The sequence below is a fragment of the Polaribacter irgensii 23-P genome (assembly GCF_000153225.1).
GTDB classification, from domain to species: Bacteria; Bacteroidota; Bacteroidia; order Flavobacteriales; family Flavobacteriaceae; genus Polaribacter; species Polaribacter irgensii.
The window spans coordinates 1,317,721-1,331,769 of sequence record NZ_CH724148.1 but is presented as its reverse complement, the minus strand read 5'-3'; the positions used below and the strand labels follow the sequence as shown (position 1 = coordinate 1,331,769).

The 14,049-nt window shown below is 35.2% G+C and carries 16 protein-coding genes and 1 pseudogene; 7 read left to right on the top strand and 10 right to left on the bottom strand.

Annotated features, from left to right (window positions below; all coding sequences use genetic code 11):
• Positions 1 to 14 precede the first annotated feature (14 nt).
• Both PI23P_RS05970 and PI23P_RS05965 read right to left on the bottom strand, forming a co-directional pair.
• Positions 15 to 1,163, bottom strand: coding sequence for a cystathionine gamma-synthase (locus PI23P_RS05970; RefSeq protein ID WP_004569863.1), 1,149 nt, complete (start codon positions 1,161 to 1,163; stop codon positions 15 to 17).
• A gap of 85 nt (positions 1,164 to 1,248) precedes the next feature.
• Positions 1,249 to 1,704: a DinB family protein gene (locus tag PI23P_RS05965; protein WP_004569862.1), complete on the bottom strand. Its 456-nt coding sequence runs from the start codon at positions 1,702 to 1,704 to the stop codon at positions 1,249 to 1,251.
• A gap of 41 nt (positions 1,705 to 1,745) precedes the next feature.
• On the opposite strand from PI23P_RS05965, the gene PI23P_RS05960 reads away from it, so the two are divergent.
• The 3 genes from PI23P_RS05960 to PI23P_RS05950 all read left to right on the top strand — a co-directional run bounded on the left by PI23P_RS05960 (position 1,746) and on the right by PI23P_RS05950 (position 3,983).
• The gene (locus PI23P_RS05960; protein WP_004569861.1) at positions 1,746 to 2,093 is read left to right on the top strand and encodes an arsenate reductase family protein; all 348 of its coding nucleotides are present in this window, start codon (positions 1,746 to 1,748) and stop codon (positions 2,091 to 2,093) included.
• A 259-nt stretch (positions 2,094 to 2,352) separates the two neighbouring features.
• Positions 2,353 to 2,964, top strand: coding sequence for a DUF4254 domain-containing protein (locus PI23P_RS05955; protein ID WP_004569860.1), 612 nt, complete (start codon positions 2,353 to 2,355; stop codon positions 2,962 to 2,964).
• A 47-nt stretch (positions 2,965 to 3,011) separates the two neighbouring features.
• On the top strand, positions 3,012 to 3,983 hold the full coding sequence (locus tag PI23P_RS05950; protein ID WP_004569859.1) for a glycosyltransferase family 9 protein: 972 nt from the start codon (positions 3,012 to 3,014) through the stop codon (positions 3,981 to 3,983).
• Here PI23P_RS05950 and PI23P_RS05945 read toward each other — a convergent pair.
• Together PI23P_RS05945 and PI23P_RS05940 are read right to left on the bottom strand one after the other, a co-directional pair.
• On the bottom strand, positions 3,980 to 4,165 hold the full coding sequence (locus PI23P_RS05945) for a DUF8457 domain-containing protein (protein WP_004569858.1): 186 nt from the start codon (positions 4,163 to 4,165) through the stop codon (positions 3,980 to 3,982). The two genes, PI23P_RS05950 and PI23P_RS05945, sit on opposite strands and share 4 nt — an antisense overlap.
• 94 nt (positions 4,166 to 4,259) lie before the next feature.
• A pseudogene (locus PI23P_RS05940) lies at positions 4,260 to 4,412 on the bottom strand (PLP-dependent transferase); the annotation flags it as partial.
• A 573-nt stretch (positions 4,413 to 4,985) separates the two neighbouring features.
• Here PI23P_RS05940 and PI23P_RS05935 point away from each other — a divergent pair.
• Entirely contained in the window at positions 4,986 to 5,333 is a 348-nt protein-coding gene (locus tag PI23P_RS05935; protein WP_004569854.1) for an arsenate reductase family protein, read from the top strand.
• Here the strand turns inward: PI23P_RS05935 and PI23P_RS05930 are convergent.
• From PI23P_RS05930 to PI23P_RS05920, 3 genes are read right to left on the bottom strand one after another with little or no spacing between them, the layout of a single operon-like run.
• Positions 5,330 to 6,331 carry a DUF3089 domain-containing protein gene (locus PI23P_RS05930; protein ID WP_004569853.1) on the bottom strand — a complete coding sequence of 334 codons (1,002 nt, stop codon included), beginning with the start codon at positions 6,329 to 6,331 and terminating at the stop codon, positions 5,330 to 5,332. The genes PI23P_RS05935 and PI23P_RS05930 overlap by 4 nt on opposite strands.
• Complete coding sequence (locus PI23P_RS05925) at positions 6,328 to 7,308, bottom strand: glycosyltransferase family 4 protein (RefSeq protein WP_004569852.1); 981 nt, start codon at positions 7,306 to 7,308, stop codon at positions 6,328 to 6,330. The genes PI23P_RS05930 and PI23P_RS05925 overlap by 4 nt, the downstream gene beginning before the upstream one ends.
• 11 nt (positions 7,309 to 7,319) lie before the next feature.
• A complete protein-coding gene (locus tag PI23P_RS05920; RefSeq protein ID WP_018945250.1) occupies positions 7,320 to 8,156 on the bottom strand; it encodes a DUF8457 domain-containing protein in 837 nt (278 codons plus the stop codon).
• 100 nt (positions 8,157 to 8,256) lie between these two features.
• Between PI23P_RS05920 and PI23P_RS05915 the strand changes: the two genes are divergently transcribed.
• Together PI23P_RS05915 and alr are read left to right on the top strand one after the other, a co-directional pair.
• A complete protein-coding gene (locus PI23P_RS05915) occupies positions 8,257 to 8,892 on the top strand; it encodes a thymidine kinase (protein ID WP_004569850.1) in 636 nt (211 codons plus the stop codon).
• 13 nt (positions 8,893 to 8,905) lie between these two features.
• The gene (gene alr, locus PI23P_RS05910; protein ID WP_004569849.1) at positions 8,906 to 10,006 is read left to right on the top strand and encodes an alanine racemase; all 1,101 of its coding nucleotides are present in this window, start codon (positions 8,906 to 8,908) and stop codon (positions 10,004 to 10,006) included.
• A 64-nt stretch (positions 10,007 to 10,070) separates the two neighbouring features.
• Here alr and PI23P_RS05905 read toward each other — a convergent pair whose 3' ends face one another.
• The 3 genes from PI23P_RS05905 to PI23P_RS05895 all read right to left on the bottom strand — a co-directional run bounded on the left by PI23P_RS05905 (position 10,071) and on the right by PI23P_RS05895 (position 12,780).
• Positions 10,071 to 10,436: a DUF952 domain-containing protein gene (locus tag PI23P_RS05905; RefSeq protein WP_004569848.1), complete on the bottom strand. Its 366-nt coding sequence runs from the start codon at positions 10,434 to 10,436 to the stop codon at positions 10,071 to 10,073.
• Positions 10,437 to 10,929: 493 nt separating this feature from the next.
• Positions 10,930 to 11,400, bottom strand: coding sequence for a winged helix-turn-helix transcriptional regulator (locus PI23P_RS05900; protein WP_004569847.1), 471 nt, complete (start codon positions 11,398 to 11,400; stop codon positions 10,930 to 10,932).
• 606 nt (positions 11,401 to 12,006) lie between these two features.
• Positions 12,007 to 12,780, bottom strand: a complete 774-nt coding sequence (locus PI23P_RS05895) for an XRE family transcriptional regulator (protein WP_004569846.1) — start codon at positions 12,778 to 12,780, stop codon at positions 12,007 to 12,009.
• Positions 12,781 to 12,832: 52 nt separating this feature from the next.
• Between PI23P_RS05895 and dinB the strand changes: the two genes are divergently transcribed.
• Positions 12,833 to 14,047, top strand: a complete 1,215-nt coding sequence (dinB, locus tag PI23P_RS05890) for a DNA polymerase IV (protein WP_004569845.1) — start codon at positions 12,833 to 12,835, stop codon at positions 14,045 to 14,047.
• Positions 14,048 to 14,049 lie beyond the last annotated feature (2 nt).

The window sequence follows — 14,049 nt, the reverse complement described above, 5'->3', positions numbered from 1 at the left end:
AGTGTAATTTTATTCTATGTGTGTAGTGCATTCTCCAAGTCTGTCAATAGATCGGCAATGTCCTCAATACCAACACTCAAGCGAATTAAAGAAGCTGTAATTCCTATTTTTAGGCGCGCTGCTTCTGGAATGGAAGCATGCGACATGGTTACCGGGTGATTTACCAGACTTTCGACACCTCCCAAGGACTCTGCTAATGTAAAGAGTTTGGTTCCTTTTAGAAATTTAAAAGTAGCTTCTTCAGACGCGTCTTTTAGACGAAAAGAGACCATTCCACCAAAATCTTTCATTTGCTTTTTTGCAATACCATGACTTGGATGGTCTTCTAATCCCGGATAAAAGACAGCCTCCACTTTGGAATGATTTTTCAAAAAAGCAGCAACGGCCCTTCCGTTCTCACAGTGACGTTGCATTCTAATATGTAATGTTTTTATGCCTCTTAATGCTAAAAAAGAATCCATAGGTCCCGCAATAGCGCCCGCAGCGAACTGGATAAAATGCAGTTCCTTTGCTAATTTTGCATCCTTGACCATGAGAGCACCCATGACAATATCTGAATGTCCCCCCAAATATTTAGTAGCAGAATGCATTACAATATCAGCCCCCAAAGTTAAAGGTTGTTGTAGATAAGGTGTTGCAAAAGTATTGTCTACAGCAATTAAGATGGCTGGATTAACCTCTTTTACCGCGGTACAAATAACTTCAATATCTGCAATTTTCATCAGAGGATTGGTTGGTGTTTCCAACCAAACTAATTTTGTTCTTTTCGTAATTGCTGCTGCAACACGCACTTCTTTGCTCACATCTACAAAAATAAATTCCAGCCCATATTTCTGAAATAATTTTGTAAACATTCTATGAGTACCTCCATACAAGTCGTCTCCTGCGATAATCTCGTCCCCTGGACTCAATGTTCTCAAAACACAATCAATTGCCGCCATCCCAGAAGAAAACGCAAAACCATGAGTTCCGTTTTCTATCGCTGCAAAACTATTTTCCAAAGCGGTCCTTGTTGGATTGCCTCCGCGAGAATACTCGAATTCTTGTGGCTCACCAGGCGCTGTATGCGCATACGTAGAAGTCATAAACACAGGAGGCATTACTGCCCCTGTTATCGGTTCTGGCTTTTGGCCTCCGTGAATTGTTTTTGTGTTGAATTTCATTTATTACACCTTTTATTTAAGGCAATCGTACAACATAAAACGCCTTAAAATTAAAACACCACTCTCCTTATATTTGCGATAATCGTTAAAGAAACTTCTTAATCGATCGTATGATTCCGTAATGCATGCCTTCGTGCAAATTATTAAATACAATGGCAGTTTCGATGCTGTCTAAAACCAAACCTGTACTTGTTTGATATGTGGTATAATTTTGAAAGATTCCTGCTTCAAAATCTTCTTGTAAAGTATCTGGTAAACCCATAAACAAATCTTTCACCTCTTCAAATTCTTCGGCAGTAAAAGTTTTTTTAGGAGCCGTTCCTTTTCTGTATTCTTCGATTAACTCGTCGGGACATAAACAATCTAAACCTGTCGCTTTGTAATGCAGTAATTGTTGTGTTACCACTAAATGCGCCATATTCCAAGCAATATTATTTTTAAAACCTTTCGGTATTTTATGAATCTGGTCTAAAGTTAGCCCTTCTAATTCTTTTAAAATGATATTTCGAGCGATTCTTAAAACTTCGAACTGTGTCTTCATATTTATGTTTATTTTTGTTGAAACAAATATAATTGATTAAAATGAGGAAAGTCTATTTTTTAAAAACTTGTGATACCTGCCAACGAATTTTAAAAGAAGTACCAATTGCTTCTTTTGAGCTACAAGAAATAAAATCTACACCTGTAAACACGGCACAATTGGAAGAAATGCACCAACTTTCTGGAAGTTATGAGGCGCTGTTTAATAAGCGTGCGAGACTGTGTAAAACATTAGATTTAAAAAATAGACACGTCTCTGAAAATGAGTACAAACAGTATCTTTTAGACGAGTATACCTTTTTAAAACGCCCAGTTTTTATTGTAAACGAGGAAATTTTTATTGGAAATAGTAAAGATATTTTGGAAAAACTACAGATCAAAATTGGATGATTTTTCACTAGTTTATAAATAAAAGTTCATTGGACTTAAGTTCAATTTTCAATCATTCTTAAACAAATAGCTGACAAAACTATTCTTAAAACTGAGCAAAATAAATACCCTTTGTTGCCTTCGCCACCTCTTCTTTTAGTGCCCTAGTTTTCACGAATTCTTTTCTTTAATGACGCACTACAATAAATGTTGTTTTTTGTTTTTAAAACAAAACATCTAAAATTTATTTTTGTAATTTTACACCACAAATGTATATTAGATGTTTTCTAAAAAAGCCAACGCCATCTTCAAAGATGCAATTAACACTTACAAAAGCAAAGAAGAAGTTGAACAAAAATGCAGCAATCCTTTTAATAAAAAAGAAGATTTAATCAGTTTTATTTTGTTTGAAAAATGTTGGATAGATGCTACCCAATGGGCGTATGAAGACATTATTAGAAATCCTACTATTAATGCTGAAGATGCTTTGGTTTTAAAAAGAAAAATTGATACTTCAAACCAAGTTAGAACAAATACTGTAGAACATGTAGATCGCTATTTTTTAAATAAATACAAGGATATTTCTGTCTCGAAAGAAGCAAAAATAAACTCAGAAAGTCCTGCTTGGGCAATTGACAGATTGTCTATTTTAGCTTTAAAAATTTATCATATGCACTTAGAAACGGTGCGAGAAGATGCTTCTAAAACGCACAAAGAAAATTGTTCCCAAAAATTAACTATATTACTAGATCAACGCACAGACTTATCTGCTGCAATTGATGATTTACTGCAAGACATAGCATTAGGAAAAAAATACATGAAGGTATACAAACAAATGAAAATGTATAATGACGCTGAATTAAACCCTGTTTTAAGAGCGTCTAAGCAATAATTTTGTCTCATTTAAAAAGTCACATACTCGTGATACGTCTTTCTGCAATGGGAGATGTTGCTATTTTAATTCCTGTATTAAAAGCTCTGTTGACCCAAAATAAAGACCTTAAAATCACGGTCTTAACACAAAAGTTTTTAGCACCTTTATTTAAAGATTTAAAAAATGTTTCTGTCTATTTTATTGATACTAAAATAAAACACAAAGGTTTTTTAGGATTATTTAAATTATATAAAGAGCTTAAAAAGAAAAAAATTACGGCCGTTGCCGACGTACATAATGTACTTAGAAGTAATATATTAAAAGCTTTATTTTTAGGAAAAAATGTTGTCCAAATTAATAAGGGCAGGGCAGAGAAGAGGAAATTAGTTTTAAAGAAAAACTTTATTCAACTCAAAACGTCTCATGAAAGATATGCAGATGTTTTTAGAAAATTAGGCTTTACAATACATTTATCAAGCGATAGTATTCTAGAAAAAGGAAAAGTACCATCTAAAATTGAAACCTTCTTTAGTACTGCAGAAAACAAGAAGGTTATTGGTATTGCTCCTTTTGCAGCTCACAAAAGCAAAATGTATCCGCTAGAAAAAATGAAAATTGTAATTGCACAACTTTCTGAAGACTATCTTATTTTATTATTTGGCAGCATAAATGACAGCATTGCTCTAAGTTCTTTTGAGGTAAATTCCAATACAATGTCCATTGCTGGCAAACTGAATTTTTCTGAAGAATTAGACACCATTTCTAATTTAGACTGTATGATTTCTATGGATTCTGGGAATGCACATTTGGCTGCTATTTATGGAATAAAAGTAGTCACTATTTGGGGAGTTACGCATCCTTTTGCAGGTTTTGCTCCATTCAACCAACCAAAAGAATATGCGATCCTTCCAGATTTAGAAAAATTCCCAAAAATACCTACATCGGTTTATGGAAATAAATATCCTAAAACTTATTTGAATGCAGCTGCCAGTATTTCTCCAGAAGAAATTGTAACTAAAATCAAAGATATTCTTTAGGCGAACTTGCGTTCAACAATAGCTACAAAATGATTTTCTAAGGCTTCATGATTTGCCCAATTACAGTCTGGTTTTATCATTTTATTAATAAATTTTTTAGCCTCTTTCTCCGTTTTAAAACTATTTAACAGTGAGACCACTCTGTTAAAATCTTCTTGACTGCCGTCAAATAAATTCTTCACAAAAACAATTCTATCATTTAAAGACTTCGAATTTAAAGGTTAAAAAGGTCTGTAATTAAGTTTCCAGAAATAAGATCTTCTAACCCCTCTTCTAGGTTGGATTGCCTCCACGAGAATACTCGAATTCTTTTGGCTCACCAGGCGCTGTGCACGAATACATAGCGTTCATAAACACAGGAGGCATTACAGCCCCTGTTATCGGTTCTAGCTTTTGGCCTCCGTGAATTGTTTTTGTATTGAATTTCAATTATTACACCTTTTATTTAAGGCAATCGTACAACATAAAACCCCTTAAAATTAAAACACCACTCTCTTTATATTTGCGATAATCGTTAAAGAAACTTCTTAATCGATCGTATGATTCCGCAATGCATGCCTTCATGCAAATTGTTAAATACAATGGCAGTTTCGATGCTGTCTAAAACCAAACCTGTACTTGTTTGATATGTGGTATCATTTTGAAAGATTCCTGCTTCAAAATCTTCTTGTAAAGTATCTAGTGAACCCGTGAATAAATCTTTTACCTCTTCAAATTCTTAGGCAGTAAAAGTTTTTTTAGGAACTGTTCCTTTTCTATATTCTTCGATTAACTCGTAGGGGCATAGACAATCTAAACCTGCCGTTTTGTAATGCGGCAATTGTTGTGTTACCACTAAATGCAACATATTTCAAGCAATATTATTTTTAAAACCTTTCGGTATTTCATGAATCTGGTCTAAAGTTAGCCCTTCTAATTCTTTTAAAATGATATTCCGGACGATTCTTAAAACTTCGAACTGTGTCTTCATGTTTATGTTCAAACAAAATATAATTAATTAAAATGAGGAAAGTCTATTTTTTAAAAACTTGTGATATCTGCCAACGAATTTTAAAAGAAGTCCCTATTGCTTCTTTTGAGCTACAAGAAATAAAATATACACCTATAAACACGGCACAATTGGAAGAAATGCACCCACTTTATGGAAGTTATGAAGCGCTGTTTAATAAGCGTGCAAGACAATATAAAACATTAGATTTAAAAAATAGACACGTCTCTGAAAATGAATACAAACAGTATCATTTAGACGAGTATACCTTTTTAAAACGCCCAGTGTTTATTGTAGATGAGGAAATTTTTATTGGAAACAGCGCAAAAGTAATTGAAGCCTTAAAAATTGCACTTTCCTAATTATTTTGTGACCATGTATTTGTTCTCAATTCCGCATTTTCTCTAATATCTTGCCAAAATAAATTGATGTCACCTACGTGATAATTCCTGATAAAAGACATAAAAATACGCAAGGGGAACCGTGGGTTTGTGCTCCATACCAACCCATCCGTAATTTCTATTTTTAACGCCTTTTTGTATAAATTCTTATTGGTATATAAAAAACCTTTGTGCTGGGATAGCGTCGTTGTTTTTGCAGCATCCCAAGTAATCGGGTTTGTAGTTACACTCCCTTTAAAAGCGTCCTTTTTATCTGGATAATGTCCTTTTTTGTAAGTATTCCAACCCACAAACCCACCAGTTTCTTTTGGACTTGTCATTGGCTGTATCGTCTTAAATAAATCAGGTTTCATAACGGTACCTACAATATAGGCAGCAATTAACTTGTCCTGTAAAGGTTGGTCATCAAAAAAATCTCTTAATAAAAACTTCGCATGTGTAGCACCTTGGCTGTGACTTGCAATGATAATTGGCCTTCCTTTATTGTACTTTCTTAGGTATACTTCAAACGCTTTTTTAACGTCTGAATACGCGATTAACAGTGCTTTTTCACCACCTTGGTCAAGCCTACTGTAAGATCTTAAATGTGCCTGTCTGTAATAGGGAACGTATAATTTACCCGCAGTAGTAAAAGCGGAGGCTTGAAATAAAACTACTTTATTCAACACTTTATTCTGTTGTATTCTATCTGCTATAGGCACATTCCAACGAATATCCTCCGTTTCTATGTTTAGTGTGGGATAGATATAAAAAACATCTGCCTTTAAGGTATCCATTTCCTGAGAAGCAAACTCCTTTAAACCTTCTGAATAGGTATTTGGTAAAACAGCCCAGTTTCTTTCGCTCTCATAATTTGGCGCAACAGGAATGTCTTTTTTTTGAAATGTGGATACTGTATGTACCGATTTACAACTGGCTAGAACCATTAAAAAAACACAACAGCTTATTTTTCTGATCATGAAGTGTATACTTTTATTAAATTTTGAGCCTCAATTTCTGCACTCCAATTTTCAATAACTTCCGTTCTTGCCTGCTCTCCTAAATGTGGTAATTCATTTTTGATAGTGGCTAAAAGTAGTTTTTTCAACTCCTCAATATTACCTGCCGCTACTAAATATCCATTTTTAGTGTGGGAAATTAAAGAAGAATGAACCCCTACATTTTTTGTAGCAATTACTTGGCAACCACAAGACATGGCCTCTGCTGTAACCAAAGAAAAGCCTTCAGAAAAACTAGGCACCACGACAATACCAGATGCCTGGTAATAGGAAATAATATTTAGGGTTTCGTTCACAAAGTAAACCTGATCTTTTATCTCGTGCTTTTCCACAATCGCTTTTAATTCTGCTAAAAATGCAGGTTTGTCTATTTTACCAACGATTACTAAGGCCCAATTTTTGTATTTTCTTAAGACTTGCGCAGCCTCTAATAACACTGCTTGTCCTTTCGCCTTTCGCACTCTTCCTGCGCATAAAATAATATGCTCTTGGGTGCAATCTTTTAACCTTATTTTTTCTTTTGGAGCAAATACATCAATGTCCACTCCATGACCAACAATCGTATTTGCTATTCCTAATTTTTCACTCATACTTTTGATCAACGTCACAACCTTGTCTGTCCTTTTTAGAAGACTCATCGTCAATGCAGAGGGAACAGTCTCTGCATGTCTTGTTGCAATCAATTTAAATTTCGCACCTAGAAAACGAAAAAATAACAAGCGTATGATTTCATTATTCCGATGACAATGCACCACCACTGCTCTCTTAGAAAATAAAATTTTCAATAGTTTTATTGTAGCAATATACCTTCCTTTTGCACCGTAACCGTAGAGGTAAGTATCGTATTTTAGCTCAAAAAAAGGCAAGACATTTTCTATACTTCTAGTAACACCAGTGCTGCGTTTGTGAAAATGTGTGTGAATTAAAACAGGTTTCAAAAGAATTTATTTTAAGCGAATCGGCGTTCAACAATAGCTAGAAAACGATTTTCTAAGGCTTCATGATTCACCCAATTATAGTCTGGTTTTACCATTTTATTAATAAATTTTTTAGCCTCTTTTTCCGTTTTAAAACTATTTAACTGTGAGACCACTCTGTTAAAATCTTCTTGACTGCCGTCAAATAAATTCTTCACAAAAACAATTCTATCATTTAAATCAATCTGGATATTTGCTTGTAATTTATCATTTAAAGACTTCGGTTTTAAAGGTTCAAAAAGGTCGGCAATTAAGTCTACAGAAATAACATCCTCTAATTCCTCCTCTAAAGTTAAAGCAGGTGCTTTCAAAACTTCAGGAACCTCCGCTTCAACATCTGTTGCCGTGGTGTCTTCAAAGATAAGATTTTCTAAAGCATCAAATGGCTGCTCCATGACGGTCTCTGTCTCTTCTGCTTTAGACTCGTTCAATGCTACCTCCTTCTCTTGCTCGTGTATTTCTTCTTGTGAGTAGACTGCTTCCACCTCAGCATCTAGAACTGTTATTTTGTCTGGCTCGGGAGCTACTGGCACCTGTGCAATGGTAGTTTCGATCTCCTCCGTTGCGGTGTGTCCATCTAAAATCCGGTTTTTATTTTCATATCCTGCTTCCACAACCGCAGTTAACCCTTTCTTTGTTTCTTTTAAATTTGGGGTCCCATTTACATATTCCTCAACGAAAGCTAAAACTGACAGTTTTTCATAAATCTCTTGTGCCTTTTGCTTTAACAAGAACACATTTTCCCTATTTTTCATCTGTAAAATGCTGTGTGCTAAACTCATTAAATCAGTTTCCAATTTTTTGTGCATAAGTTGTAAGTTGAAGTTATTTTTTACCCGTAAATTGTAATAAATTTGTATGTCAGCAAAGTAAAACAAAATTTAAAATTTTAAAGCCTAAAACTACAAAATGTTTCTTGAAAATACAGTAAATCACACAGAACAATTTGGTTGGATTGAAGTAATCTGTGGCTCGATGTTTTCTGGTAAAACAGAAGAGTTAATTAGGCGTTTAAAGCGCGCGCAGTTTGCAAAACAGCGTGTAGAAATTTTTAAACCATCTTTAGATACTCGGTACGATGCGGATGCTGTTGTCTCTCACAATGACAATAAAATTCGTTCTACACCCGTTCCCGTTTCCTCTAATATTCGCCTGTTGGTAAATGATGTCGATGTTGTTGGAATTGATGAGGCACAGTTTTTTGACGATGAAATTGTTGCCGTTTGCAATGATTTGGCAAACAGCGGAATTCGCGTTATTGTTGCTGGTTTAGACATGGACTTCAAAGGCAATCCTTTTGGCCCGATGCCCGCTTTAATGGCCACTGCAGAATACGTAACCAAGGTACATGCGGTTTGCACACATACTGGAAATTTAGCCCATTACAGTTTTAGAAAGGCTCAAAACGACAAAATCGTCATGCTAGGAGAAACAGAAGAATATGAGCCTTTGAGCCGGGCGGCCTATTACAAAGCCCTACAAAAGCAAAAAAAAGTGATACTGCCCATTGAAGGCTTAGATAATGATATAAACGATCCCGAATAACTGCTCGCTACAAATGAATACGCACGTTACTATTTTAGAAATTGATGGAAAAGCTTTGGTACACAACCTCGACTATTTCAAAGAAAAGTTACAAACAACAACCAAGATACTGGCGGTTGTAAAAGCTTTTGGATATGGGAGCGACGGCGCTCAGGTTGCTAAATTTTTAGAGCACAAGGTGGATTATTTTGCCGTTGCCTATACCCATGAGGGAGTCGCTTTGCGTGAAGCAGGAGTTCAAACTCCCATTTTAGTATTGCACCCGCATCTTCAAAATTTAGAGGTAATTATTGATTTTAAGCTAGAGCCTGGCTTGTATAATTTTAAGATTTTTAATGCTTTTTTAAAAGTAGCCAAAGAAAAAGGAAGTGCTCAGTACCCCATTCATTTAAAATTTAACACGGGATTAAATCGATTGGGCTTTTCAGCCACCGAAATTCCAACAATTCTGACACAGTTACACGCAAGTACTGCGGTGAAGGTACAATCGCTATTTTCACATTTGGCTGCCAGTGAAGACTTAGAAGAAAAAGCGTTTACTACCGGTCAAATTGAGCAGTTCACAGCAATCAAAGAAGAACTTTTTGCCGGTTTAAAATACACACCAATGCTCCACCTTTTAAACACCTCTGGCGTTGTAAATTACCCGAAAGCACAGTTCGATATGGTTCGCATTGGGATTGGCTTGTATGGATTTGGAAACGATGCAAAAGAAACAGTGCACTTAAAAAATACGCACAATTTAAAGTCAATTATTTCGCAAATCCATACGATTGCAGCAGGCGAAACAGTTGGTTACAACAGAGCTTTTGCTGCAAAAGCAACTACAAAAACAGCTACCATTCCTATTGGACACGCAGATGGTTTGTCGCGACGCTTGGGAAATACAAAAGGGTTTGTTCGCATCAACCAACAAAATGCACCCATTATTGGAAATGTCTGTATGGATATGATCATGGTAGACGTTACCCATATTGATTGCTCTGAAGGGGATGAGGTAATTGTTTTCAATACCCAAGAAATGATCCAACACATTGCAACTACTTCTGGAACCATTGTGTACGAAACACTAACGGCGATTTCACCACGGGTGCATAAAACATTAACTCCTTAATTTTTTAAATTTCTAGCTCTATTTTTTAACTTACATACTAGCAATTCTGCAAAGAGCAAGATATTTATGAATGTTCAGCTTTCAAAAGAATTTCTTTTGGCAAGAGAAAGGCACCGCGTTCTATTTCCCAGACTTTAGAAACCTGAGCGATATTCAATGGAGCATATAAGTGTGGAAACGGACTGTTGCGAGTGTCTTTTGGAGATGGTGCTTCAAAGATTAAAGTCTCTTTAAATTCCTGCTGTTTTAGCTCTAGCAAAATAAGTGTTTCACAGTCCTCGAAAAAGAAAGACAAGGTAGCCGCTAACTGCGTTGCTGTTGAAAGATGAATAAAACCATCCTTTTCATCTAGAGGAACTTTGACCTGCCCGGTTTCTTGCGCCTTTTCCCATTGTTCTATTGTCAGTATTTTATAAATATCTAAAAGCATCTTATCTCTATGTTTGTTCGCGTAAAAATAAGGCTAAAAATAAAGACAAGAACAAGTTGTTCCTTCTATATCGTTTCTTGTTCCAAATAAAGAATCAGAAGACCGCTAACAACAGTAAATATAAAGGACAATAATAACAGTACACAGGATTTACGGTTGCTTAATTGAATACTGCTACATGTATTTTTTTAAAGAACAGCAGCTGAAAGTGACAAATAACGTACTCGAGATCAAAGGACACAGGCTAAAACAGCAAATACATTCTGTATTCTTTTAATAGTTTTTTGATAGCAATTTTATAAAGACTACTAATAGCAAGAAGAACTGTTGTTACAAAAGCCAAGATTGGGTTAAAGCCAAAGGCTACAAAAGATACTCTTTCTAATGCTAGGAAAACTGTATCATTAATTGTAGCTGATGTCTGGCAAAATAAAAGCACCTACCAAATTTTGTAAGTGCTTTTATCTATAATTCTAAGATGGCTTTAGCGCCTTTATGTTAATATTAGTTCAGACAACTCCTCGACGAAATCAAGGTAGGCTGCTTTTCTATTTTCTTCAAATAAGTGGCGGTCAACTGAAAACTTTTCTCTCACCAGTGTTTGTGCCGTATCCAAAGCCGTTTTATCCACGGTATTGATAGAGAACATGTACATTTCCATTATGATAGGTAAAACTAAAAGACCTGCACTTGTTGCTATGTAGCGTGTGCTTTTTTTAGTTCCTGTTGGATCTAATTTTCTCAGCAGACCTTCCTCAAGGAGGAACTTCAATCTACTTGCTAAAATATTGGTTGCTATTTTCTCTCTAGAGCCTTTAAACTCTTTAAATCTACATTTTTTATAGAGAATAACATCTCTCATAATTAACAAAGACCACTTGTCACCCAAGACCCGTATAGACTCGGCTATCGCACACGAACGATGCGGTTTTACACTTTTTGTTTGTAAACTATTAGGATCCATAATTTCTGGGGATTTTTGGTTATTCCATAAATATATACGAATAAAATAACAAGTTGCAGTGTTGAAGTAAAATCTTCTTACTGATTCGCGCAAAAGAGTCTACTTTTGAAAAAAAAAGCTCATAAATACATAAATATGCATATTTTAAGTTAAAAATCACAAATAAGTATATTTATACAACTAATTTATGATTTTATTTGCATAAAACTCATTTCTAATAATTTACAACGAAAAAAACTTTTGTTAAGTAAATCACAAATAAATATGCTATTACAAGTAATTTGTGATTTTATTTGCGCAAAGTTCATTTTTAATAATTTGTAACAAAAAAAGACGATTGTTCAGAACACCTTAAATAAATACATTTTTACAACTAATTTAAGATTTTATTTACATAAAATGCATTTCAATAATGTGCATAAAAAAAGTTTTGTAAAAACAATTTTTTTCGATTTTTTCACTGCAACCTAAACTGTTGTAAAAAACCTTTTTTTTAGCCGAACGAGATATTGTAGTTCCAAGTTGCTCAAAATCACGTTTGAGGTAGGCAATACAATTTAAAAAACAATGATAAAAAATCTACTTCTCTCTGAATGCAAAAGGTGCTTATACGAGTGCTTTTTTAAGGGCCTCTAATTCTACCCCTAACTCTGTGAACATATTGATAATACTACTTAACTTCAATTCGTGCTCTTCATATTCTTGCGTATTGATGCTGCAAGTAAATTTCCATAATTCTAATACCTCTACCACAGGAACCTCATAAGATTGATAGCTAGTATTGTCTGGCTTTAATAAAAAAGACTGCTTCTCTTCTACCTGGTTTTCTAATCTTTTATAAGTCATTCCATCGTCTTTTGTAACCACAATATAAGAACAGCCACTTTTTGCTGCTTTGATGTCCTCCACAAATTCTGCGACCACATAAGAACCATCTTTCATGGGCAGCATCGAATCTCCTTTTATAGGAAAAGCCCGATGTTTTCCTTTTGGTAAAAAAGGCAATTTGATTTTCTCTAATTGCTCGATGTATTCGGGATCATCATATCCTAACAAATACCCTGCAGATGCTTTTGCAGGAATCACCTCGATAAGGTTCTCATTGTCCTGATCTACAGCAATCGGAAACAAGACTCTTTTGTTCCCAACATCAATAAAAGAGACGTCTTTTGCTTTTGACAAATCGTTTTTAATGATAATGTCTATAGGAATTCTGAAGTAGGCAGAAAAATCAATTAAAAAATCGATGGTAGGCGAAGACCGGTTCTCTTCATAAGAACTAATTCTAGACCTTGTTACCGAAAGCTCCTCTGCCAAAGACTCCTGTGTTAACTTCTTTAAAGTTCTTAAGTGTTTTATATTTTTTGATAAATTATTCATAATGCTACAATATTGAGCAACAAATGTACGAATTTGTAGCTAATTTTACAAAGTGAAAAAAAATATAATACACCTCGATTTAGATACTTTTTTTGTTTCCTGTGAGCGACTGATTGACAGTAGATTACAAAATAAACCCCTGTTAGTTGGCGGTACTGGAGACCGCGGTGTCGTAGCTGCCTGTAGTTATGAAACCCGAAGATTTGGCGTACATTCTGGCATGTCTATGAAGATTGCCAAAAGACTGTGTCCAGAAGCAATTACCATCCGAGGAGACACTGGCACCTATTCTAAATATTCGAATTTAGTTACAGACATCATCAAAGAGAAGGTGCCTGTTTTTGAGAAGGCAAGTATTGACGAGTTCTATGCAGATCTCTCTGGCATGGATGCTTTTTTTGGCAGCTATAAATATGCATCTGAACTGCGGCAACAAATTATCAAAGAAACTGGACTCCCTATTTCTTTTGGCATGTCACAAAATAAAATAGTTTCTAAAGTTGCCACAGGAGAAGCAAAGCCAAACAATCAATTGTTAATTGATCCCGGTTTTGAAAAATCGTTCTTGGCACCTTTGTCGATTCGGAAAATTCCTTCCGTAGGAAATAAAACCTATCAAATTCTTCGGAATCTTGGTGTAGATACTGTCAAAGTAATACAAGAAATGCCTTTAGAAATGATGGTGAGTGTTTTGGGCGCCAATGGAAAAACAATTTGGAAACGCGCGAACGGTATTGACAACCCTCCGATTGTTGCTTTTCACGAACGCAAATCGTTATCCACAGAAAGAACTTACAACAAAGACACCACAGACATGGTAAAGTTGAAAGCCACCATTTTTGCCATGGCAGAAAACCTGGCGTACCAACTTCGAAAGGGAGATAAGTTGGCAGCGACTATTAGCGTAAAAATTAGATATTCTGATTTTAACACCTACAGCAAGCAAGTAAAAATTCCATACACCAGTGCAGACCACATTATTATTCCTGCCGTTTTAGAATTGTTTAAAAAACTATACCAACGGCGCTTACTCATCCGCTTGGTAGGCGTTAAAGTATCTGACATTGTAAGTGGCAATTATCAGATAAATCTTTTTGACGATACGGAGCAATTATTAGATCTCTACAGTGCAATGGACACCGTTCGAAATAAATATGGTGAGCTGAGTATTATGAGAGCTGCTGCCATGGGTGCAAAATCTATTGGACGGTTTAGCAACCCTTTTAATGGAGAACCGCCGCTGGTTTTAGCACATAGAAAACAATAACA

What these genes read in the sequence shown, in the direction of transcription:
- PI23P_RS05950 (WP_004569859.1), top strand. Translation starts at nt 3,012, where the DNA reads ATGGGAGATGTTGCTATTTTAATTCCTGTATTAAAAGCTCTGTTGACC.
- alr (WP_004569849.1), top strand. Translation starts at nt 8,906, where the DNA reads ATGAATACGCACGTTACTATTTTAGAAATTGATGGAAAAGCTTTGGTA.
- PI23P_RS05960 (WP_004569861.1), top strand. Translation starts at nt 1,746, where the DNA reads ATGAGGAAAGTCTATTTTTTAAAAACTTGTGATACCTGCCAACGAATT.
- PI23P_RS05905 (WP_004569848.1), bottom strand. Translation starts at nt 10,436, where the DNA reads ATGCTTTTAGATATTTATAAAATACTGACAATAGAACAATGGGAAAAG.
- PI23P_RS05930 (WP_004569853.1), bottom strand. Translation starts at nt 6,331, where the DNA reads ATGATCAGAAAAATAAGCTGTTGTGTTTTTTTAATGGTTCTAGCCAGT.
- PI23P_RS05895 (WP_004569846.1), bottom strand. Translation starts at nt 12,780, where the DNA reads ATGAATAATTTATCAAAAAATATAAAACACTTAAGAACTTTAAAGAAG.
- PI23P_RS05955 (WP_004569860.1), top strand. Translation starts at nt 2,353, where the DNA reads ATGTTTTCTAAAAAAGCCAACGCCATCTTCAAAGATGCAATTAACACT.
- PI23P_RS05935 (WP_004569854.1), top strand. Translation starts at nt 4,986, where the DNA reads ATGAGGAAAGTCTATTTTTTAAAAACTTGTGATATCTGCCAACGAATT.
- PI23P_RS05900 (WP_004569847.1), bottom strand. Translation starts at nt 11,400, where the DNA reads ATGGATCCTAATAGTTTACAAACAAAAAGTGTAAAACCGCATCGTTCG.
- PI23P_RS05920 (WP_018945250.1), bottom strand. Translation starts at nt 8,156, where the DNA reads ATGCACAAAAAATTGGAAACTGATTTAATGAGTTTAGCACACAGCATT.
- PI23P_RS05970 (WP_004569863.1), bottom strand. Translation starts at nt 1,163, where the DNA reads ATGAAATTCAACACAAAAACAATTCACGGAGGCCAAAAGCCAGAACCG.
- PI23P_RS05915 (WP_004569850.1), top strand. Translation starts at nt 8,257, where the DNA reads ATGTTTCTTGAAAATACAGTAAATCACACAGAACAATTTGGTTGGATT.
- PI23P_RS05965 (WP_004569862.1), bottom strand. Translation starts at nt 1,704, where the DNA reads ATGAAGACACAGTTCGAAGTTTTAAGAATCGCTCGAAATATCATTTTA.